19 protein-coding genes are annotated in these 21,752 nt (G+C 73.3%); 15 read left to right on the top strand and 4 right to left on the bottom strand.

Annotation, left to right across the window (positions count from 1 at the left end; translation table 11 throughout):
* Positions 1-98 precede the first annotated feature (98 nt).
* The 11 genes from LO772_RS28865 (at position 99) to LO772_RS28915 (ending at position 11,044) form a co-directional block, all read left to right on the top strand.
* Positions 99-1,241: a SchA/CurD-like domain-containing protein gene (locus LO772_RS28865; RefSeq protein ID WP_231774952.1), complete on the top strand. Its 1,143-nt coding sequence runs from the start codon at positions 99-101 to the stop codon at positions 1,239-1,241.
* A gap of 210 nt (positions 1,242-1,451) precedes the next feature.
* On the top strand, positions 1,452-1,859 hold the full coding sequence (locus tag LO772_RS28870; protein ID WP_231779768.1) for a cupin domain-containing protein: 408 nt from the start codon (positions 1,452-1,454) through the stop codon (positions 1,857-1,859).
* The gene (locus LO772_RS28875) at positions 1,853-3,142 is read left to right on the top strand and encodes a beta-ketoacyl-[acyl-carrier-protein] synthase family protein (RefSeq protein ID WP_231779769.1); all 1,290 of its coding nucleotides are present in this window, start codon (positions 1,853-1,855) and stop codon (positions 3,140-3,142) included. The genes LO772_RS28870 and LO772_RS28875 overlap by 7 nt, the downstream gene beginning before the upstream one ends.
* A complete protein-coding gene (locus tag LO772_RS28880; RefSeq protein WP_231774953.1) occupies positions 3,139-4,371 on the top strand; it encodes a beta-ketoacyl synthase N-terminal-like domain-containing protein in 1,233 nt (410 codons plus the stop codon). Before LO772_RS28875 ends, LO772_RS28880 begins: the two co-directional genes overlap by 4 nt.
* Before the next feature lie 64 nt (positions 4,372-4,435).
* On the top strand, positions 4,436-4,693 hold the full coding sequence (locus tag LO772_RS28885) for an acyl carrier protein (RefSeq protein WP_231774954.1): 258 nt from the start codon (positions 4,436-4,438) through the stop codon (positions 4,691-4,693).
* A 4-nt stretch (positions 4,694-4,697) separates the two neighbouring features.
* Positions 4,698-5,177, top strand: a complete 480-nt coding sequence (locus LO772_RS28890; RefSeq protein ID WP_231774955.1) for an SRPBCC family protein — start codon at positions 4,698-4,700, stop codon at positions 5,175-5,177.
* Positions 5,178-5,588: 411 nt separating this feature from the next.
* Entirely contained in the window at positions 5,589-5,936 is a 348-nt protein-coding gene (locus LO772_RS28895) for a TcmI family type II polyketide cyclase (RefSeq protein ID WP_269453111.1), read from the top strand.
* A gap of 43 nt (positions 5,937-5,979) precedes the next feature.
* A complete protein-coding gene (gene accD, locus LO772_RS28900; protein WP_231774956.1) occupies positions 5,980-7,752 on the top strand; it encodes an acetyl-CoA carboxylase, carboxyltransferase subunit beta in 1,773 nt (590 codons plus the stop codon).
* A 64-nt stretch (positions 7,753-7,816) separates the two neighbouring features.
* On the top strand, positions 7,817-8,461 hold the full coding sequence (locus LO772_RS28905) for an acetyl-CoA carboxylase biotin carboxyl carrier protein (protein WP_231774957.1): 645 nt from the start codon (positions 7,817-7,819) through the stop codon (positions 8,459-8,461).
* Between the two features lie 4 nt (positions 8,462-8,465).
* Positions 8,466-10,016 carry an acetyl-CoA carboxylase biotin carboxylase subunit gene (locus LO772_RS28910; RefSeq protein WP_231774958.1) on the top strand — a complete coding sequence of 517 codons (1,551 nt, stop codon included), beginning with the start codon at positions 8,466-8,468 and terminating at the stop codon, positions 10,014-10,016.
* Positions 9,935-11,044: a right-handed parallel beta-helix repeat-containing protein gene (locus LO772_RS28915; RefSeq protein ID WP_231774959.1), complete on the top strand. Its 1,110-nt coding sequence runs from the start codon at positions 9,935-9,937 to the stop codon at positions 11,042-11,044. Before LO772_RS28910 ends, LO772_RS28915 begins: the two co-directional genes overlap by 82 nt.
* 176 nt (positions 11,045-11,220) lie before the next feature.
* Here LO772_RS28915 and LO772_RS28920 read toward each other — a convergent pair whose 3' ends face one another.
* The gene (locus LO772_RS28920; RefSeq protein ID WP_231774960.1) at positions 11,221-12,285 is read right to left on the bottom strand and encodes a rod shape-determining protein; all 1,065 of its coding nucleotides are present in this window, start codon (positions 12,283-12,285) and stop codon (positions 11,221-11,223) included.
* A 254-nt stretch (positions 12,286-12,539) separates the two neighbouring features.
* Between LO772_RS28920 and LO772_RS28925 the strand changes: the two genes are divergently transcribed.
* Complete coding sequence (locus tag LO772_RS28925) at positions 12,540-13,736, top strand: cytochrome P450 family protein (RefSeq protein ID WP_331717281.1); 1,197 nt, start codon at positions 12,540-12,542, stop codon at positions 13,734-13,736.
* Between the two features lie 7 nt (positions 13,737-13,743).
* On the opposite strand, the gene ctaD is transcribed toward LO772_RS28925, so the two are convergent.
* The 3 genes from ctaD to LO772_RS28940 form a co-directional block, all read right to left on the bottom strand.
* Positions 13,744-15,465 (bottom strand): aa3-type cytochrome oxidase subunit I, encoded by a 1,722-nt coding sequence (gene ctaD / locus LO772_RS28930; RefSeq protein WP_231774961.1) that lies wholly within the window; start codon positions 15,463-15,465, stop codon positions 13,744-13,746.
* Between the two features lie 217 nt (positions 15,466-15,682).
* Positions 15,683-16,741, bottom strand: coding sequence for a hypothetical protein (locus LO772_RS28935; RefSeq protein ID WP_231774962.1), 1,059 nt, complete (start codon positions 16,739-16,741; stop codon positions 15,683-15,685).
* Between the two features lie 174 nt (positions 16,742-16,915).
* On the bottom strand, positions 16,916-18,037 hold the full coding sequence (locus LO772_RS28940) for a carboxylate-amine ligase (protein WP_231774963.1): 1,122 nt from the start codon (positions 18,035-18,037) through the stop codon (positions 16,916-16,918).
* Between the two features lie 253 nt (positions 18,038-18,290).
* On the opposite strand from LO772_RS28940, the gene LO772_RS28945 reads away from it, so the two are divergent.
* The 3 genes from LO772_RS28945 to LO772_RS28955 all read left to right on the top strand — a co-directional run bounded on the left by LO772_RS28945 (position 18,291) and on the right by LO772_RS28955 (position 21,656).
* Positions 18,291-18,833 carry a hypothetical protein gene (locus LO772_RS28945; protein WP_231774964.1) on the top strand — a complete coding sequence of 181 codons (543 nt, stop codon included), beginning with the start codon at positions 18,291-18,293 and terminating at the stop codon, positions 18,831-18,833.
* A gap of 460 nt (positions 18,834-19,293) precedes the next feature.
* Positions 19,294-21,450 (top strand): carbon starvation CstA family protein, encoded by a 2,157-nt coding sequence (locus LO772_RS28950; RefSeq protein WP_231774965.1) that lies wholly within the window; start codon positions 19,294-19,296, stop codon positions 21,448-21,450.
* Positions 21,447-21,656 carry a YbdD/YjiX family protein gene (locus LO772_RS28955; protein WP_231774966.1) on the top strand — a complete coding sequence of 70 codons (210 nt, stop codon included), beginning with the start codon at positions 21,447-21,449 and terminating at the stop codon, positions 21,654-21,656. The genes LO772_RS28950 and LO772_RS28955 overlap by 4 nt, the downstream gene beginning before the upstream one ends.
* Positions 21,657-21,752: the final 96 nt, after the last annotated feature.

Raw genomic sequence — 21,752 nt, forward strand, 5'->3', positions numbered from 1 at the left:
CGCGACACGCCGAACTGTCACTCATATGCCAATAAAAGGTGCCTTCTGTGGCATAAGCGTCCAACCTCAGACACGGGGCCAACGACTGAAGGACGGACATGGACACAACGGTCCAGCGCCACGCCGACCGCGCCAAGGAGCCCAAGGCACCTGCGGACGAGTCGAAGCTGCGCGTACTGCTCATGCTGGAGATCCACGAAGGATCGCAACAGCGTTTCCTCGACGCCTACGAAAGCATCCGCGACCAGGTCGCCCAGGTGCCCGGCCACCTCCGCGACCAGCTCTGCCAGTCCATCGAGGACCCGACGCAGTGGCTCATCACCAGTGAGTGGGCCGACGCCGACCAGTTCCTCGAATGGGTGGACAGTCCCGAACACCAGCTCATGGTGCGGCCGTTGCACGGCTGCGTGCGCGGCACCCGCTCCCTGCGGTACGCCGTCGCGCGCGAGACCGGGCCGGAGCACCCCGTGACCGCGCCCGGCGCGTCCGCCGCGGCGCGCGCCCCGCGTGCGCCGCGCGCGGCGGCGGACGTCACCCGGTGCGCGCTGAGCTTCACCGTCAAGCCCGGCAGCGAGGAGGAGGTGGCCCGCATCCTGTCCGGCTACGACTCGCCCGAACCCCGGGTCGACGCCACCACCACGCTGCGCCGCACGACGGTCTTCATGCGCGACAACGTCATCGTGCGGGCCATCGAGATCCAGGGCGACATGCGCGCCGCGCTCCAGCACGTCGCCCGGCAGCCGCAGGTGCGCGCCGCCGAGGAAGCCCTCAACGCGTACCTCGAAGAGGCCCGCAACCTGGACGACCCGCAGGCGGCACGGGAGTTCTTCATGCGCTCCTCGCTCGCCGAGGACTTCCGGATGGCCGCGGCCCGCCCGCGTCCCGGCGACGACGAGGCCGACCGCGCCGCGTTCCTCTACCCGGTGGCGCACGGTTCCGCGGACGCCGTGGCCCGGCTCCTCGCCCGCCACGACGAGGCCGCGCTGGCCGACCCCGACGGCCCGCTCGCGGCGAGTTCGGTGTACGTGCGCCAGGACCTCCTGGTCCGCGTCGTCGACCTGCGGGCGGGCGCGGAGGCGCACCCGGCCGTCATGCTCGGCGTCGCGCCGGCCGACGCGGAGCGGTTCGCCCGGCTCCTCGACCGGCCGGTCGGCGACCTCACCGACGAGGGCGCGCTGCGCCGCCTGCTCGCCGGATGCGCCATGACGCCGGTCACCGACCGGCGCGCCGCCGTCGCCTGACGGCACGAAAAGGCGGTCGCCGTGACGGCCGCGCCCTTACCCCCTCGGCGGAGCGTCCCCCGACGTCCGCCGGCCACTCGGAGGTGGCCCATGCCCGCATCGACCACGCGAACGACACGCAGCACCGGCACGACCCCGGGGGCCGCAGGGCCCGCGACGAAGCAGCAGGCCGGGACCGAGGGCCGCGAAGGCGCCGAGGACCGGGCCCGCATCGTCCGGCTCGACGAGGTCGCCCCCAATCGGCGCCGGGGCGGCGACCTGCGGGTCACGCTCAGTCCCACCACGGTCGGCTCGACCAGCGGCTTCATGGGGGTCGCGATCCTCGCCCCCGGCGACACGATCTCGGAGCACTACCACCCGTACTCCGAGGAGTTCATCCACCTCATGTGCGGCACCCTCGACGTCGACCTGGACGGTGTCACCCACCAACTGCTTCCCGAGCAGAGCCTGTTGGTGCCCCGCCGGATGCGGCACCGGTTCCGCAACACCGGCAACGTCGAGGCGCGCATGGTCTTCCACCTCTGCCCGCTGGCGCCCAAGCCCGAGCTGGGTCACGTGGACACCGAAGAGCTGGCCTGCCCGCACGAACCGCACCCCGGTATCGGCGGCGAATCGTGAACCGGGTCGCGGTCACCGGCGTCGGGGTCGTCGCGCCCGGCGGCGTCGGGGTCCCCGCGTTCTGGGACCTGCTGACCGCAGGACGCACCGCGACCCGGGCCATCACGTTCTTCGACGCCGCCGACTTCCGCTCGCGCATCGCCGCCGAGTGCGACTTCGACGCCGCGGCCTGCGGCATCACCGGAGAGCGCGCGCAGCGGACCGACCGCTACATACAGTTCGCCCTGGCGGCGGGCGCCGAGGCGGTCCGCGACAGCGGGCTCGACCTCGCCGCCGAGGACCCCTGGCGGTTCGGAGTGTCGCTCGGCAGCGCCGTCGGCGGCACGACGCGCCTGGAACACGACTACACCCGCGTCAGCGCCAAGGGCGCCCGCTGGGACGTCGACCACCGCGCCGCCGACCCGTTCCTGCACCGGGCGTTCTCGCCCGCCGCGCTGTCGTCCGAGGTCGCCGAGGAGTTCGGCGCGCGGGGCCCGGTGCAGACCGTGTCCACCGGGTGCACGTCGGGCCTGGACGCGATCGGCTACGCCGCGCACGCGATCGAGGACGGCCGCGCCGACATCTGCCTGGCCGGCGCGTCCGACTCGCCGATCTCGCCGATCACCGTCGCCTGCTTCGACGCGATCAAGGCCACGTCGACACGCAACGACGACCCCGAGCACGCGTCGCGCCCCTTCGACGCGCACCGCGACGGGTTCGTACTCGGCGAGGGCTGCGCCGTCCTGGTGCTGGAGGAGATGGAGCGGGCCCGGCGGCGCGGCGCCCGCATCTACGCGGAGATCGCCGGCTTCGCGACCCGGGGCAACGCGTACCACATGACCGGGCTGACCCGCGAAGGCCTGGAGATGGCCGAATCGATCGGACGGGCACTCGACGACGCGCGGCTCGATCCGACCTCCGTGGACTACGTCAACGCCCACGGATCCGGCACCCAGCAGAACGACCGGCACGAGACGGCCGCCGTCAAACGGGCGCTGGGCGAGCACGCCCGGGTGATCCCGATGAGTTCGATCAAGTCCATGGTCGGCCACTCGCTCGGGGCGATCGGTGCGATCGAGGTCGCCGCGTGCGTCCTGGCCATGGCCCACGGCGTCGTCCCGCCCACGGCCAACTACGAGACGCCCGACCCCGACTGCGATCTCGACTACGTGCCGCGGACGGCCCGCGAGGCGACCCTCGACACCGTGCTGTCCGTCGGCAGCGGCTTCGGCGGTTTCCAGTCGGCCGTGGTCCTGGACCGCCGGTCCATCCACGGACCCAAATCGGAGAGGACGCGGCGATGAGCACCTCACCGCGGCGCGCCGCTGTCACCGGCATCGGTGTGGTGGCCCCGAACGGCATCGGCACGGACGTGTTCTGGAAGGCGACCCGCGAAGGCACGCCGCACCTGTCCCGGATCCACCGCGACGGCTGCGCCGACATGCCGCTCGCGGTGGCCGGACTCGTCGAGGACTTCGACGCGACCGGACGGATCGAGGACAAATTCCTCGTCCAGACCGACAAGTTCACCCACTTCGCGCTGCACGCGGCCGACCAGGCGCTGCACGAGGCGGGCGTGGCCGACCTGCCGGAGTTCTCCGTCGGCGTCGCCACCGCGAGCAGTTCCGGTGGCGGCGAGTTCGGCCAGCGCGAACTGCAGAACCTGTGGGGCACCGGGCCGGCCTTCGTGGGCCCCTACCAGTCGATCGCCTGGTTCTACGCCGCGAGCACCGGCCAGATCTCCATCCGCGGCGGCTTCAAGGGGCCGTGCGCGGTGCTCGCCGACGACGAGGCCGGCGGGCTCGACGCGATCGCGCACGCCGCACGGTCGATCCGGCGCGGCACCGACGCGATGGTGGTCGGCGCCGCCGAGGCGCCCATCGCGCCGTACTCGATGGTGTGCCAGCTCGGCTACCGCGAACTGAGCCTGGCCACCGACCCCGCCCGCGCGTACCTGCCGTTCGACTCGGCCGCGTGCGGGTTCGCCCCGGCCGAGGGCGGCGCCGTCCTCGTCCTGGAGGACCTGGACCACGCCCGGGGCCGCGGCGTCCCGGTCCGGGCGACCGTCGCGGGGTACGGGGCGACCTTCACCGGGACCACCGGCTGGGGGGAGTCCCGCCACGGCCTCGCCCACGCGATCACGGCCGCCCTCGCCGAGGCGGGCGCCGGCCCCGAGGACATCGACGTCGTCTTCGCCGACGCGCTCGCCGTACCGGCCGCCGACCAGGCCGAAGTGCTCGCCCTCGCCGACGCGTTGGGCCCGCACGGCGCGGCGGTCCCGGTCACCGCGCCCAAGGCCGGCAGCGGACGCGCGTACTGCGGCGGCCCGGTGCTGGACTGCGCGGCGGCCGTCCTCGCGCTGGAGCACGGCGTCATCCCGCCGACACCGGGCGTCTTCGCCACCGAGTACGACATCGACCTGGTCACCGGCCGGGCCCGCCCCGCACGGCTGCGCACCGCACTCGTGCTGAGCCGCGGCCTGATGGGCGGCAACGCCGCCCTGGTGCTGCGGGCCGGCGACGACTCCCCGTGATCCACGGTCCGCCCGGCGCCGAACGCCGCCGGGCGGACCGTCCCCCCAAGGAAGGAAACCGCCCATGAACGCGCCCTTCGGCTACGAAGAGCTGTCCTCGCTGATGAAGGCCACGGCCGGCATCGCCGCCGACCCGCTGGAGATGGCGGCGAACCCCGAGTCGAGCTTCGCCGACTTCGGGCTCGACTCGCTGGGCCTGATGGCCATCGTCGCCGAGATCGAGCACAACTACGGCACGCCGCTCGGCCCCGACGCCGAAAACCGCAAGTCGCCCCGCGAGTTCGTCGAACTCGTCAACTCCCAACTGACCTCCGGAGTGTGAACCGATGTCCGGCCACACCGACAACAGCATCATCATCAACGCGCCGTTCGACCTCGTGTGGGAGATGACCAACGACGTCGAGCACTGGACCGACCTGTTCACCGAGTACGCCTCGGTCGAGGTGCTCTCGCGCGAGGGCGACAAGGTCACCTTCCGGCTCACCATGCACCCCGACAAGGACGGCAACGTCTGGAGCTGGGTCTCCGAGCGCGAGCCGGACCGCAAGCTGCGCACGGTCTGGGCGCAGCGCGTCGAGACCGGGCCGTTCGCGTACATGCACATCCGCTGGGAGTACCACGACGAGCCCGACGGCGTGCGCATGCGCTGGGTGCAGGACTTCGCGATGAAGGACACCGCCCCGGTCGACGACGCGTGGATGACCGACAACATCAACCGGAACTCCCGCATGCAGATGGAGATCATCCGGGACAAGATCCAACAGCGCGCCGACGAACTGGGCCTCACTCCCGCGCCCCTCGGGTGACGCCCGAGAACCCGCGGACCGGCCCGCGCCCCGGCCACCACACAGCGGGCGCGGGCCGACCGCGGACGGCAGCCGCCGGCGACCCGTGGCTCGCGGCCTTCGGCCTGTGGGCCCGCGGCGACGGCCCGACCGGCCCGACCGGCCCGGCGGCCGACACACCGGCGGCCGACACACCGGCCGCCGACACACCGCCCGCCGTCCGCGACGCGACCGGGGCAGGGCCCGCCACGTGACCGGGACGCCGTGACCGACGGCGTCGCCGGCATCCGGGAACCCACCCGCGAGGCCGACCCGACACCCCGCGACCCGGCCCACCGCACCGCGCGGGCGCGGCGGAGCCCTCACACACCCGGCCCGCGTACCGACCCTCGCGCGACAGGCACCGCCCACCCTCGACCGAAGGACACCGACGTGAACACTCCCGCCCACCGCAGCCTGATCGTCGCCCGCATGCGCCCCGGCTCCGCCGACGACATCGCCGGCATCTTCGCGTCCTCCGACACCGGCGAACTCCCCGGTCTCGTCGGGGTCACCGGGCGCAGCCTCTTCCGCTTCGGCGACGACCTCTACTTCCATCTCATCGAAGCCGACCGGCCCCCCGAGGCCGCCGTCGCACGGGTCGCGGACCACCCGGAGTTCCGCTCCATCAGCGACCGCCTCTCCGCACACGTCAGCGCGTACGACCCCGCGACGTGGCGCAGCCCCAAGGACGCCATGGCGCACGAGTTCTACCGGTGGGAGCGGCCCGTCGGCCGCTGACGCCGCCGTCCCCCACCGCGCACCCCGACGCCCGGAGGAACACATGGTCGAGACCGACCAAGCAATCAGCCCCGCGGTGGCACGCGAGCCGGTCGCCGACTGGGTGCGCTGCGCCCGATGCTCCGAACTCGTGTACGGCAAGCGCTTCGTCCGCTCGCTGCGGGTGTGCCCGGACTGCGGGGGCCACGGGCGGCTGACCGCCCGGCAGCGGCTGGACCAATTGCTCGACCCAGGCTCGGAGACACCGCTGGAGCCCGCGCCGACGCCGTACGACCCGCTGGACTTCGTCGACTCGCGCCCGTACCGCGAACGCCTCGCCGACGCGCGTGCCGCCACCGGCATGGACGACGCGGCGCTCGCGGTGCGGGGGCGCGTCGAGGGGCACCCGGTCGTCGTCGCCGCGATGGACTTCCGCTTCCTCGGCGGCAGCCTCGGCTGCGCGGTCGGCGCACTCGTCGCGCGCGCGGCCGAGGAGAGCCTGCGCACGCGGGTGCCGCTGCTGATCGTGACGGCGTCCGGCGGCGCGCGCATGCAGGAGGGCCCGCTCGCGCTCATGCAGATGGCCAAGACCGCGCAGGCGCTCGCGGAACTCGACGAGGCCGGGATCCTCGTGGTCTCCCTGGTCACCGACCCCACCTACGGCGGGGTCGCGGCGTCGTTCGCCACGCTCGCCGACGTGATCCTCATCGAGCCCGGCGCCCGCATGGGCTTCGCGGGCCCCCGGGTGATCGAGCAGACCATCGGCGAACGCCTGCCCGAGGGCTTCCAGACCGCGGAGTTCCTGCTCGCGCACGGCATGGTCGACGCCGTCGTCCCGCGCGGACAGCTGCGGCGCACCGCGGCGCACTTCCTCGGTGTCGCACGGGCCGGCCGGGCCGCCGCCGACGGCGCACCGCGGCCCGAGGACGCCGCCGACCCGCGGCCCGCCGATCCGCCGGACGGCCCGGCGGCAGCGCGGGCGACGCCCCCGCCCGCAGGTGACGCGTGGGAGACCGTGCGGTTCGCCCGCCACCCGGCCCGCCCGTCCGCACTCGACTACGCGGGCCGGCTGCTGGAGGACTTCCACGAGATCCACGGCGACCGGCTCGCCGCCGACTGCCCCGCGATCGTCGGCGGATTCGGCCTGTTGGACGGGCAACCGGTGATGCTGATCGGTCATCAGAAGGGCGGCGACGACATCGACGAGCGCCGCCGCCGCCACTTCGGGATGGCCACCCCGGCCGGATTCCGCAAGGCCGCGCGCCTCATGCGCCTGGCCGCGAAACTCCGCGTGCCCGTCGTCACCCTCGTCGACACGCCCGGCGCGAACCCCGGGCCGGACGCCGAACGCGGCGGCCAGGCCGTCGCGATCGCCGAGAACCTGCGGCTGATGTCGGCCCTGCCGGTGCCCATCGTCTCGGTGGTCACCGGCGAGGGAGGCAGCGGCGGGGCGCTGGCCCTGGCGGTCGCCGACCACGTGCTCATCCTGGAGCGCGGCGTCTACTCGGTGATCAGCCCCGAGGGCTGCGCGGCGATCCTGTGGAAGGACCCGGCCGCCGCGCCCACCGCCGCCGCGGCACTGCGCCTGGGACCCGCCGAACTCAGCGCCCTCGGCGTCGTCGACACCATCGTCCCCGAACCGCCGGACGGCGCGCACACCGGACCGGGGGAGGCCGCCGCGCTGCTGCGCACCGCCCTGCGGTCGGTCCTCGCCGAGCTGCGGCACCTGCCGCCGGACCGGCTGATCCGCGAACGCCGCAACCGCTACCGGGCTTTCGGCACGGCGCCGGGGTACGGCGGCGTACCCGCCCACGCGCACGAAGGAGCCTCCTCATGAGCGAGCGAACCACCACGAGGGACGCGCTTCGCGAACCCGGCGCCGAACGAAGCGAGGTGTCGGCATGAGCACGCACAACGGTACGGACGGCTCGGCCGCTCCGGCGCTGTGCCCGTGCGGTCTCGCGAACGGAGAACGCCGCAACGGGTCGAGCCCCGCGCACCACGCCGTCGTTCCGGCGGCCGAGGCGCCCCTGCCCGCCCCGCCGTCGCCGGCCGCGGCCGAGGTCGCGGTCGCCGACGCGTCGGCCGCCGCGGGTCTCGCGGACAGGACGCGCACGACCGCGACGCGGCGCTTCCGCATGGAGGTCGGCGACACCGTCATCCAGATCGAATGGGACTCCCCGGGCGCCCCCGCGCCGCCGAACCACGCCGGCCACGCGTCGGACCCGGCACCGCGCGGCACCGCGACGGCCGCCGCTCCCGCGCCCGGCACGGCACCCGAGCCGCGGGAGACCGCCGCCCGGTACGTGCGCGCCCCGCTGGTCGGCACCTTCTACCACGCCCCCGAAGTGGGGGCCCGCCCGTTCGTCGGTGTCGGCGACATCGTCCAGCCGGGTCAGACCGTCGGGATCATCGAGGTGATGAAGATGATGAACCCCGTCACGGCCGATGTCGCCGGACGGGTGACCGACATGATCGTCGGCGATGCCCAGCCGGTCGAATTCGACCAGCCGCTGATCGCCCTCGAAGCACGCGGCGGCGGGTGATCACGTGCTCTCCACCGTGCTCATCGCCAACCGGGGAGAGATCGCCCTGCGCGTCGTGCGCGCCTGCCGCGAGGCGGGGATCCGCAGCGTCGTCGTGTACTCGACGGCCGACCGGGAGTCCGCGGCGGTCCGCCGCGCCGACGCGTCCGTACACATCGGACCGCCCCCGGCCCGCGCCAGCTACCTCAACATCCCCGCCGTCATCGAGGCCGCCCGCGCCGTGCGCGCCGACGCGATCCACCCGGGCTACGGATTCCTGTCCGAGGACCCGGACTTCGCCGAGATCTGCGCGGCCCACGGCATCACCTTCATCGGCCCGCCGCCCGAGGTCATGCAGTGCCTCGGCGACAAGTCCCAGGCGCGCGCGGCCATGGCCGAGGCCGGCCTGCCGGTGCTGCCCGGCAGCGCCGGCGCGCTCGCCTCGGCCCGGGAGGCCGCCGCGACCGCCGCCGGCATCGGCTACCCGGTCATCCTCAAAGCCGTCGCGGGCGGCGGCGGTCGCGGCATGCGGGTCGTGCGCGACCCCGACCGCCTGGCCGGCGCGTACGCCGAGACCCGCGCGCACGCACGGGCCGTCTTCGGCGACGAACGCGTCTACATGGAGCGCTTCGTCGACGGCGCGCGGCACGTCGAGGTGCAGGTGCTGTGCGACATGTACGGCAACGGCGTCCATCTCGGCGAGCGCGACTGCTCCGTGCAGCGCCGCCACCAAAAGCTCGTCGAGGAGGCCCCCGCCTCCGGCCTCGCGCCCGAGGTGCGCGAGGCCATGTGCGCCGCCGCGCTGCGCGGTGCGCGCGCGGTCGGATACGTGGGGGCCGGCACGTTCGAGTTCGTCGTGTCGCCTGGCCAGGAGTTCCACCTCATGGAGGTCAACTGCCGCCTCCAGGTGGAGCATCCGGTCACCGAGATGGTGACCGGCATCGACATCGTGCGGCAGCAACTGCGCATCGCCGCGGGCGAACCCCTCGGGATCCGCCAGGACGACGTCGTCGTGCGCGGTACGGCGATCGAGTGCCGGGTCAACGCCGAGGACCCCGACCGCGACTTCACCCCCACCCCCGGGACGCTCGACACGTTCGTGCCGCCCGGGGGTCCCTTCGTCCGCGTCGACACGCACGCCTACCCGGGCTGGCGCATCGGCCCCGACTACGACTCGCTGCTCGCGAAGACCATCGTGTGGGCGCCCGACCGCGACCAGGCCCGCGCCCGGGCGGACCGCGCGCTCGCCGAACTCCGCGTCGAAGGGCGCGGCGTGCACACGACCGCGGCCTTCCTGCGGCGCGTCATCGCCCGTCCCGAATTCACGTCGGCCACCCACGACACCGGGCTCGTCGCCACGGTGCTCGCGGCCGACGGCCCCGCGGAACACCCGGAGAACCACGAGACCCGCGCCGGCACCGGCGCGCCCGGGCACCCCCGGCCCGACCGGAACACCGACACCACCGACACCACCGACACCACGGAACGGACCTCATGCTCCAGCACGCTCCCCGCCGTCACGGTCACCCCGACCGCGCTGTCCACCCCGGCCGCCCCCGCGCCCGCCGTACGCTGACCGGCGGCCTGCTGTCCCTCGCCGTCGCGGTGGCCGGCGGCGCCCTCGCACCACCCGCGCACGCCGACCCCGCGGTGCACGTCGTGCGGCCCGGCGAGTCGGTGCAGGCCGCGGTGGACGCCGCCGCCCCCGGCGACACCGTCGAACTCGCCGCCGGAACACACCGGGGAAGCGTGCTCGTCACCAAGGACAACCTGACCCTGCGCGGCCCCCGCGACGGCGAGGCCGTCCTGACCCCGGGCGACCCCGCGGCGACCGACGCGTGCACCGTCCAGGGGTACGGCGTCTGCGCGTTCGGCACACCCGAGCGCCGCGTCGCGGGCGTCCGCGTCGAATCCCTCACCGTCGCGGGCTTCGGCAAGACCGGCGTCATGGGCCGGTACGCCGACGGCCTCGTGGTCTCCGGCGTCCACGCGAACGGCAACGGCGAACACGGCATCGGGCAGGAGTTCTCCGTCCGCGGCTCCTTCGTCGGCAACACCGCGGACGACAACGCCCAGTCCGGCCTGTTCGTCGGCGACGAAACCGAAGGCAGCGGGACGGCGGTGGCCGGCAACAGCGCCTCCGGCAACCGCATCGGCGTCCACGTGCGCCGCGGGCTGCACACCGCGATCGAGGCCAACCGCCTGACCGGCAACTGCGCGGGCGTCTTCGTCGTGGGCGACGAGACCCGTCCGATCGCCGGGGACCTCGACATCACCGGCAACACCCTGAACGCCAACAACATGTTCTGCCCGGGCAACGACCGCATCGCGCACATCCAGGGCTCCGGTGTGGTGCTGACCGGGGCGCAGGGCGTACGGATCTCGGGCAATCAGATCCGCGACAACGTCGGCGACTCGCCGATGTCCGGCGGCGTCGTGATGGTGCCGAGCTTCACGGGCGCCGGCAACGCGGCGCACCGGATCACCGGCAACGTCCTGCTCGGCAACGGCACCGCGGACATCGCCGAGCGCGACCCCCAAGGGGGCGCGAACTCCTACGCGTACAACGTGTGCGGGGTCTCCGAGCCGCAGGACCTGTGCTGATCCGGATGCCGCTCCGGAACTGACGCGGCGTTCGGCCGCCGCCACCGAGACCGGTGGCGGCGGCCGAACGCCGTCCGGGACCGACCGGGGCCGCGCCTATGGTCAGGGGACGAAAAGCGCCGTCTCCCGGCGCCTTTCGTCCCCTGATCGGGGCCGCTCCCCGCAGGGACGGCGGATCACATCGTCGTCTCGGCCTCGAGCCCGGTGGTCTCCGGCACGAAGTCCGGGGCGGCGTCCTTCGCGTGCGCCGCGGACCGGGACTCGATCATCATGCCGAGCCCGTCGATCACGCAGTGCGCCGGATCGGGGGCCGTGTGGACGGGCACCCCCGTGTCGTCCCGCAGCGCCTGCGTCAGGCCCGGCAGGAACGCGGCCCCGCCCATCACGGTCAGCCCGCGGTCGGCCAGATCCGCCACCAGGTCCGGCGGGCAGCGCCGCAGCGCGCGCCCCACACTGTCGCGGAGCAGCGCGTACGGGCCCTGGATCACGCGGTGCAGGTCGGCCGTGTCGACCGGAACGGTGCGCGGCAGGCCGCTGATCGCGTCGATGCCCGTCACCGGGATCTGGCCGTCCGCCGGCGCGACGGCCAGCCGCCGGTACAGGTCGTGCAGCACGGTGCCGGTCGAGGTGATGCCGAACATGTGGCGGATGAACGCCTCGATGGCGTGGTCGATGTTGCGGGCACCGAAAGCGGTGTCGACCGACGTGACCACGTGCCCCATCGACAGCACCGCCACCTGCGTGGTCGCCGTCCCGCACAGCATGATCAGCACCGCGCCCGGGGCACGCACCGGAAGGCCCGCGCCCGTGGCCGCCGCCACCGGCGTGTCCACGATGACGCAGCGCCGGAACCCGGCCTCCCTGAGCGTGGCCTCCAGCGCGGCCCGGGCCACCGGCCCCGCGCCGTGCGGCAGGCTCGACGCGACGACCGAGCCGAACGTGCGGTGCCAGCGCCCGGTGACCGGCTTGAGGAACTCCTCCACCATGGCCTTGGCCAGCTCGGTGTCCTGGATCATGCCGTCCGAGATCGGGCAGCGCACGATCACGTTGCCCGGCGTGCGGTCCTGCATGTGCCGTGCGGCCTCCCCGACGGCCACCAGTGCGCGCGATTTGGTGTCGACCGCGGTCAGACTGGGTTCGTCCACCACCACACCCTCGCCTCGGATGTGGATGCGGGTGCGGGTCGCGCCGAGATCGACGGCCACGCCGCAATGGCTGAGTTGTGCGGAGCGCGTACGCATGACTGTCCTCCGAGGGGATGGGGGGATTTGCCCGGCGGTGCGGCGACGGCCGGAACAGGGCGTCTCTCATTCTTTGCGCAAGCAATGCCCGGGCGCCCTGTGAGCGGCCCGGGACTGGGCCGGGCGGGTGAGAAGATCGACGGGCAAGCGCCCGGAGGAGTGGGACCGCCGAGAACGAAGGGCACGCCGATGAGCGAACGAATCCACGCGAGCGACGCGCTTCGCGGAAGCGGCGCCGAAGGAGAGGTGCCCGCGTGAGTGACGCCGCCAGGCTGATGGCCGAGGACCCGCACGGGGTCGGCGCCGCGCTCCGCGAGGCGGGCCCGGTCCACAAGATCACGCTGCCGGACGGCAGCGCCGCGTGGCTGGTCACGCGGTACGCGGACGTGCAGGCCGCGCTCGTCGACCCGAGGCTGTCGCTGTCCAAGCGGCACGCCGCGCCGGGCGGCGGCTACCGCGGTTTCTCGCTTCCGCCGGCCCTGGACGCCAATCTGCTCAACATGGACCCGCCGGACCACACGCGGCTGCGCCGCCTGGCGGGCCACGCCTTCACGGCCCGCCGCGTCGCCGAGCTGCGGCCCGGTCTGGAGGACGCCGCCCGGCAGCTCGCGGACGGGTTCGGCACCGACGGCCCGGTCGATCTCGTGGACGACTTCGCCACGCCGTACGCGGTGCAGGTCATCTGCCGGATCCTCGGCGTCCCGGAGGAGTCGCGCTCCGGTTTCCGCGCCTGGACGACGGGCCTGCTGGGCACCGGCGCCGACGCGGAGGAGATGCGGCGGATCGTCGCGGAGATGTACGCGTTCTTCGTGCGCCTGATCGCGGACAAGCGCGCCCGGCCCGGTACGGACCTGCTGTCGGTGCTGGTGACCGCCCGGGACGCCGACGACCGGCTGTCCGAGGACGAGTTGATGTCCCTCGCGTTCCTTCTGCTGTTCGCCGGCTACGAGAACTCCGCCAACCTCATCGCCAGTTCGCTGCGTGCGGTGCTGGCCGACCCGGAGCTGCGCGACGCGGTCGTGGCGGGCCGCACGCCGGTCGCGGACGTCGTCGAGGAAGTCGCGCGCCACGAATCCCCCGCGCTGCTGGCCATCCGCCGGTTCGCCCGCGAGGAGGTCCGCATCGCGGGCACGGACATCCCGGCGGGGGAGACCGTGATGCTGTCGATCGCGACGGCCAACCGCGACCCGAGGCGCTTCACCGACGTCGACCCGGACGCCTTCGCACCGGAACGCCGCGACCTGACCGCGCACTTGAGCTTCGGCCAGGGCATCCACTACTGCATCGGGGCGCCCCTGGCACGGCTGGAGGCCGAGGTCGCGCTGCGGGTGCTGTTCGAGCGGTTCCCGGGCCTGCGGTTCGACGACGCGGAGAGCGCGGAGTGGCGGCCGTCGCTGCGGGTCCGCGGGCTCGCGTCGCTGCCCGCGCGCACCGGAGCCGCGCCCGGGTGACGGCGGGTCACGACCGGTGGTCGCCCTCGGCGGCGAGGGCTTCCAGCGGGGTCTCGTGCAGTTCCTCCATCGCGACGATCTCGGGGTGGTGGAGGTCGAACGCGGGGGATTCCGAGCGGATGCGCGGCATCGAGGTGAAGTTGTGGCGCGGCGGCGGACACGACGTCGCCCATTCGAGGGAGCGCCCGAATCCCCACGGGTCGTCGACCGGGATCTTCTTGCCGTACTTGTGGGTCTTCCACACGTTGTAGAGGAACGGCAGCATCGACAGGCCCAGCACGAACGCCCCGATGCTGGAGACCATGTTGAGGGCGGTGTAGCCGTCGGAGGCCAGGTAGTCGGCGTACCGGCGCGGCATGCCCTCGGCGCCCAGCCAGTGTTGGACGAGGAAGGTCGTGTGGAAGCCGACGAACAGCGTCCAGAAGGTGATCTTGCCGAGGCGTTCGTCGAGCATCTTGCCGGTGAACTTCGGCCACCAGAAGTGGAATCCGGCGAACATCGCGAACACCACGGTGCCGAAGACGACGTAGTGGAAGTGCGCGACCACGAAGTACGTGTCGGATACCTGGAAGTCCAGCGGCGGCGACGCGAGGATCACCCCCGTGAGCCCGCCGAACAGGAAGGTGACCAGGAACCCGACCGTCCACAGCATCGGGGTCTCGAACGACACCGAGCCGCGCCACATCGTGCCGATCCAGTTGAAGAACTTCACCCCGGTCGGGATCGCGATGAGGAACGTCATGAACGAGAAGAACGGCAGCAGCACCGAGCCGGTCACGAACATGTGGTGCGCCCACACCGTCACCGACAGGCCCGCGATGGCGATCGTCGCGCCGATCAGTCCCTTGTAGCCGAACATCGGCTTGCGCGAGAAGACCGGGATCACCTCGGAGACGATGCCGAAGAACGGCAGCGCGATGATGTACACCTCGGGGTGGCCGAAGAACCAGAACAGGTGCTGCCACAGCAGCGCGCCACCGTTCGCCGGATCGAAGATGTGCGCGCCGAACTTGCGGTCCGCCTCCAGGCACAGCAGCGCTCCCGCGAGCACGGGGAAGGCCATCAGCACGAGCACCGACGTCAGCAGGATGTTCCAGCAGAAGATCGGCATCCGGAACAGCGTGAGACCGGGCGCCCGCATCGCGACGATCGTCGTGATGAAGTTGACCGCGCCGATGATCGTGCCGAACCCGGACATCGCCAGGCCCATGATCCACATGTCGGCGCCGATGCCGGGTGACCGCACGATGTCGTTGAGCGGCGCGTAGGCGAACCACCCGAAGTCGGCGGCGCCCTGCGGCGTGAGGAACCCGGCGACCGCGATGATCGAGCCGAACAGGTAGAGCCAGTACGCGAGCATGTTCAGCCGGGGGAACGCCACGTCGGGCGCGCCGAGCTGGATCGGCATGATCGCGTTGGTGAAGCCCGCGAACAACGGCGTCGCGAACATCAGCAGCATGATCGTGCCGTGCATCGTGAACGACTGGTTGTACTGCTCGTTCGACATGATGTGCGTGCCCGGCCGGGCCAACTCCGCGCGGATGAGCAGCGCGAGGACGCCGCCGAGGATGAAGAACACGAACGACGTGGTGAGATACAGGTTGCCGATCGTCTTGTGGTCGGTGGTCGTCATCCACTTCACGACCTGGTTGCCCGGGACCCTGGTGCGTGGTTGTGCGGGTTGGTGGGCGGTGGCGACGTATTCCGCCGTGCCGGCCTCAGCGCTCATTGTCGACGTTCCTCGGGGTCGGGTGCTCCGGAGCGTGCTTCGGCGCAGCCCGACCGCGGCGTACGCCGGTGTTCAGCGCATCGTTGCGAAACCGCACCCGTCACGCGCGCGCGACACGTAACCCGTTCGGGGGCCGGCGGGCGCGAACGGGTGATAGAAGGGCGTCGGTGTACGCGGGACGTCGGGGGGTGACGCGGCCGGTCGGGGGAGTCGGGGGTCAGCCCGCCGTCGAGCCGGCGGGGACCTGGCAGAACGTCTCGATCAGTTCCTGCATGTCACGCACGCGCGGGTCGCGGATCCAGGCGGGGCGCCGGAGTTCGGCGTGCACGCGCGCGGTGGACAGGACGACGGGCAGCGTGCGGCGGACGGGGTCCAGCGGCAGCAGGTCGTCCAGCGCGGCGCGGACGCCGTCCAGGTTGTCCTGGCGGGCGTGCGCGAGGGCGAGGACGGCGAGGCACGCGGCGGTCTCGGGGGCCGTGTCGGGGGCCGTGAGCGCGTCGGCGGGTGCGGGGTCGGCGGGGTCGGCCGGGTCCGTGGGGTCCGGGAGGAGCCGGCGCTCGGCCTGAACGGCCGCGCTTCCGGCGGCGCGCACGGCGGCGTCGCGGAACAGCCGGATGGCGGTGAGCGCGCGCTCGGCGGCCGTGCGCGCGCCCCCGGGGATGTGTACCCGGGCCTCCGCCTCGAAGTATGTGCGGCGCGCCTCGTCGAACCGCAACAGCCCTCCCAGGGCATCGAGTTCGTCGGGTTCCGAGGCCGCCGCGGCGTCGGCGGCGCGCAGGGCGTCCGATGCCGCCAGGCCGTCGCCCAACAGCGCGTGGGAGCGCGCCTCGACGGCCTTGAGCATCGCCGGGCCGCTGCCGCCGGCCTGGTCGGAGATGCTTCCGAGGCGGGCGTACCGCAGGGCCTCGTGCGGCCAGCCGGCCCAGTACGCGGACAGCGACTGCAGGGCGCGGTGGCGGACGCGGGCGCCGTGGGAGCGCGCGCGGTCGGCGTAGATGAGTGCCGCGTCCGCCTGGGCGACCGCGGCTCTCGGGTCGCCGAGGTCGAGGTACGTGCGGGCGACCAGGTCGGCGGCGAGCGACGCCCCGAGCGCGGCCTCGGCGGTGCCGGCCTCCTGTTCCGCGGCGACGTGCTCGGCGTGCAGCCGGTGGATGTCGGGCAGCACGTCCACCGGGGCGACCGCCGGGTACCGCCGGATGATCTCGCGCAGACTCGGACCGGAACGGGTGGGTGCGGCAAGGCCGTTGCGCGACAAGGGCAGCGATGCGTGAGGCATGGGGACTCGTTCGGTAGGCCGGCGCGCCGGGAGAGGGGGCGGTGGGCGGGGGGCAGGACAACTCTCCCGTGCCGTGTCGGCCCCGGGAAGGCCGCAACGGGTAACCGACCCTGGTTATCGCTCGGTAGCTTGCCACCGCGCCGGCCCGGTGCCGCGGCACCGGACGGCGGTCGATCAGGCCGCGTCGGTGGCGTGTTCGGGCGTCGGGTAGGACGGGCCGAACGCGGTGGTTTTGTCGGTGAGCAGGTCGACGACGGCGGGCAGGCCCCGGCGGCGGCCGACGGCGCGCTGCTTACGGGCCCACGAGCCGGTGCGCAGGACGCCGGCGACCGTGTGTGTGACGCGGTCCCAGTCCTCGTACCAGCGCAGTTCGTCGGCGACGTGGGCCACGAGGCGCTGGACGACCGCGCGGGCGCGTGCCCGTTGCAGCGTCCCGGGGTCGATCAGGTCGCCTTCCAGGCCCGAACGGGCCGCCCGCCACGTCGCGCCGCGCAGCAGTGGTTCGGGCGTGGACGGCGGTTCGTGGCCGGCGAGGACCGCGTTCGTGCCGTGCCGGACCAGGGCCCGGAACAGCGCGGCGGCCAGCAGGACTCCGTCGATGTCCGCGATCGAGTCGCAGACGCGCAGCTCCAGGGTCGGCACGTGCGCGGACAGCCGCATGTCCTGGTAGACCATGCCGCGGTCGGAGATCACCCCGGAGTCGATCAGGGACGAGACCATCGCGTCGTAGTCGGATGCCGAGCGGCACGGCGGCATCGGCCCCGCGGTCGGCAGGCGGCGCCACAGGATGGTGCGCCAGCTCGCGAAGCCGGTGTCGGTGCCGAGCCAGTACGGGGAACCCGCCGACAGCGCGAGCAGGGTCGGGACCCACGGGGAGATCCACGCGCACGCGGCGGCGGCGACGTCGCGGTCCTCGACGCCGACGTGGACGTGCAGGCCGCAGACGAACATTTCGTCGGCCAACCGCGCGAAGGCGCGGTCGATTTCGGCGTAGCGGGTGCCCGGCGTGGTGGTGGCGTCCTCCACGCGCGCCAGAGGGGCGGTGCCGGCGGCCATCGGCACCAGGTCGCGTCGCGCCGCCGCCCGGGTCACGAGCGTACGGCTGCGCACGAGATCGTCGCGCAGGCTGTCGAGAGCGGTGTGCGGGTCGCTGTTCGTCTCGACGATCGTGGCCTTCGACTCGGCGGTGAACCCTTGGGGCGGTAGCAGTTCGAGGACGGACGCCGCGCCGGGCGTCAACTGCCTCGTGTGCCGGTCGACGAGGTGAAACTCTTCCTCTACGCCCACCGTGGTCATCCGGAATTCTCCTCGCTCCTCGTTCGGTGGGAGGATTATGAGATCCGTCGCGAAAGCACCATAAGGTCGCAGCGGTTAACCACGCCTGGTTAACTCCCGGGTACGTGCGGGCGACCGGCGTGAAAACCGAGCGTATCGGCGCGGGAGGCCGCGGGGAACCCGGTGGGCGATCGCGTACCGCGGTGCCGCCGCCCGGACGGATCGGGCATGTCGCCCTCCCGGCAAGGCGGTTGGGCCTCTACGCTGAGGCGGTATGCGACGCGGGTTCCTGTGGGGTGCGACGGCACTTGTCCTGATGACGGCCGCGGTGGGCTGCAGTTCCTCGGATGACACCGCGGACGCGGCGAGCACCGGGCGGGGCGCGGCCTCGTCGTCGGCCGGCGCGGAGCCGGGCGCGTCGGGTGACGCGCCGGACGGCCGGCCCGGTGAGCCGAGTGCGTCGCCGGCGGCGGTCGCCGCCGACGGGACCGATGTCGAGGCGTGCCGGGACGGAGACTGCGAGATCCTGGTGACCGGCCCGCTGACGGTTCCGCTGGACGGGACGTACGTCACCGAGATCTCCCTCGAACTCGACGGCGACACCGTCGACTTCACGATGGAGCCGGCGCCGGGCACGTCGATCGGCGGGGGGATCGGGGTCGGGTGCGTGGCGGGGCTGACCATCGGCGAGCACGGGGGCGGGTCGCGTTCGGCGTGCGGTGACAACGCCACGTCCGTCGCACCGCCGCAGGGCATGCTCCTGCGCGCGACGCAGGGCGGCGACGGCGTCATCGTGGAGATCACGACCCTGCGGTGACGCGTCGGTCCGTCGAGGAAGCTCGTGGTGGTGGCGGTGCGGTCGGCGAACCCCGGACGGGTGCCGGGAGTTGCGCGCGGGCGGCGGCGCGCGGTGCTCGGCCGGTCGCGCGGGGGTGAGCGCCGCGTGGTGCGGTGGTGCCGGGGTGGTGGGGGCGTCGGGCCGGGGCCGTGTGTTCGCCCGGGGGTCGGATACGGACGTGCGGTGGGCCGGCCGATGGCGTGCGCGGTGCCGTGCGTCGGCGGGGAACGGGCCCCGGCGCGCGGGAACGCGCCTGCCCCGCTTGTCCGGTGGTGCTTGTCGGCGGCGTCGTTCGCCCGGCTTCGGGATGTCCTGATACCCGGGGGCGCGCTCGCCGCGGTCCCCTCGGCTGTTCTCGCACGGGACTGAGGCGGCGGGTGCGCCCGCGCGTACCGCACCCGGTCGATCCGACGCCTCCCCCTGTGCTCCTGGAGTTCGCATGCCCGAACCCGTTGTCCCCGGCCGCGCGCGTGGCCTGAAATCCATCCTGCTCTGGACGGCCGTCGCCGTCGTCGGCGCGGTCGCGTGGGGCGTCCTGGCCCTGGCACGCGGCGAGGAAGTCTCCGCGGTGTGGCTGGTGTTCGCGGCGCTGGCCTCGTACGCGATCGGGTACCGGTACTACGCGCGCCTCATCGCCCGGCGGGTGCTCGCCGTCGACGACAGCCGGGCGACGCCGGCCGAACGCCTCGACGACGGCATCGACTTCCAGCCGACCGACCGCCGCGTCCTCGTCGGGCACCACTTCGCGGCGATCGCCGGGGCCGGGCCGCTCGTCGGGCCCGTGCTCGCGGCACAGATGGGCTACCTGCCGGGCACCGTCTGGATCATCGTCGGCGTGGTCTTCGCGGGCGCCGTGCAGGACATGGTGGTGCTGTTCCTGTCGATGCGCCGGGACGGCAAGAGCCTCGGGCAGATGGCCCGCGACGAGATCGGCCGGGTGGGCGGCGTCGCGGCGCTGGCCGCGGTGTTCGCGATCATGGTGATCCTGCTGGCGGTCCTCGCGCTGGTGGTGGTCAACGCGCTGGCCGAGTCGCCGTGGGGCACGTTCTCCGTCACGATGACCATCCCCATCGCGCTGTTCATGGGGGCGTACCTGCGGTTCCTGCGCCCGGGCAGGGTCGTCGAGGCCAGCGTGATCGGCGTCGCGCTGCTGCTCCTCGCCATCGTGGCCGGCGGCCGGGTGGAGACCTCCCCGGCGCTCGCCGACGCGTTCACGTGGAGCCCCGAAACCCTCGTGTTCTGCCTGGTGGCGTACGGCTTCGTCGCGTCGGTGCTGCCGGTGTGGCTGCTGCTCGCGCCGCGCGACTACCTCTCGACGTTCATGAAGGTCGGGACCATCGTGCTGCTCGCCGCCGGGGTCCTCGTCTCGGCGCCCGTGCTGCGGACCGACGCGGTCAGCCCGTTCGCCGGATCCGGCGGCGGCCCGGTGTTCGCGGGGGCGCTGTTCCCGTTCCTGTTCATCACGATCGCGTGCGGGGCGCTGTCCGGTTTCCACGCCCTCGTCGCGTCCGGGACCACACCGAAGCTGATCCGCAAGGAGTCGGAGGTCCGGCTCATCGGCTACGGCGCCATGCTCATGGAGTCGTTCGTCGCGATCATGGCGCTCGCCGCCGCGTGCGTCATCGACCCGGGCCTGTACTACGCCATGAACATGCCCGCGGGAGCGCTCGGTTCGACCGTGGAGAGCGCGTCGCAGGTCGTGACGGGCCTCGGGTTCACCATCACCCCGGACCAACTCCACGCCGCGGCCCGGGGCGTGGAGGAGTCGACGCTCATCGCCCGGACCGGCGGCGCGCCCACACTCGCCGTCGGGATGTCGGAGATCTTCTCGGACGTGTTCGGCGGTGCGGGGATGAAGGCGTTCTGGTACCACTTCGCGATCATGTTCGAGGCGTTGTTCATCCTCACCACCGTGGACGCCGGGACCCGCGTCGGGCGCTTCATGCTGCAGGACACGCTCGGCAACGTGTGGAAGCCCCTGGGCCGGATCGGCTGGCGGCCGGGCATCTGGATCACCAGTGCGCTGGTCGTGCTGAGCTGGGGCTACTTCCTGCACGCGGGGGTGACGGACCCGCTCGGCGGCATCAACCAGCTCTTTCCGCTGTTCGGCATCGCGAACCAGCTGCTCGCCGCGATCGCGCTGACCGTGGCCACCACGGTCCTCGTCAAGACCGGAAGGCGGCGCTGGGCGTGGGTCACCGGCGTGCCGCTCGCCTGGGACCTCGCGGTCACCTACACCGCCGGGTGGCAGAAGATCTTCTCGGGCGATCCCCACGTGGGATTCTTCGCGCAACGCGCGAAGTACGCCGACGCGATCGACGACGGCCGGGTGCTGAGCCCCGCGACGAGCATGGACGAGATGCACACCGTCGTCCGCAACAGCACCGTGGACGGCGTGCTGATCGCGGTGTTCCTGCTGCTCGTGGCGCTGGTCGTGGCCAATGCGGCGGTGGTCGCCGTGCGGGCGATCCGGTCGCCGGTCCCGTTGCCGGACACCGAGGCGCCGTACGTCGCCTCCGTGCTCGACGTGCCCCGGGCGCCGGATCCGCGCGAGGAGGCGGCGGTCGGCGCCGGCGACGCCCTGGACCGGTCGTGACCGCCGCCCGGGTCCGCCGCGCGGTGCGGCGGGTCGTGCGCGGCGTCCGCTGGTATCTGCGCGAGATCTCCGGCGACGCGGCGTACGAGCGCCACTGCCTGCGTCACCGGCGCGAGCGCCCGGACCACCCGGCCCCGACCCGCCGCGCGTACGAACGCCTGCGCCGCGACCACCGCGAACACACCGCGTCGTCGCGGTGTTGCTAGGAGTCGTCCCGGGCCCGGCGCGCGTGGGCGCCGCGAGGGCGGGCAGCGGACAAGGGGCGGGAGGCGCCCGACGCGTGAAGCCGTGGGAGGCGGTCG

Source organism: Yinghuangia sp. ASG 101 (genome assembly GCF_021165735.1).
In the GTDB taxonomy this organism is placed as follows: domain Bacteria; phylum Actinomycetota; class Actinomycetes; order Streptomycetales; family Streptomycetaceae; genus Yinghuangia.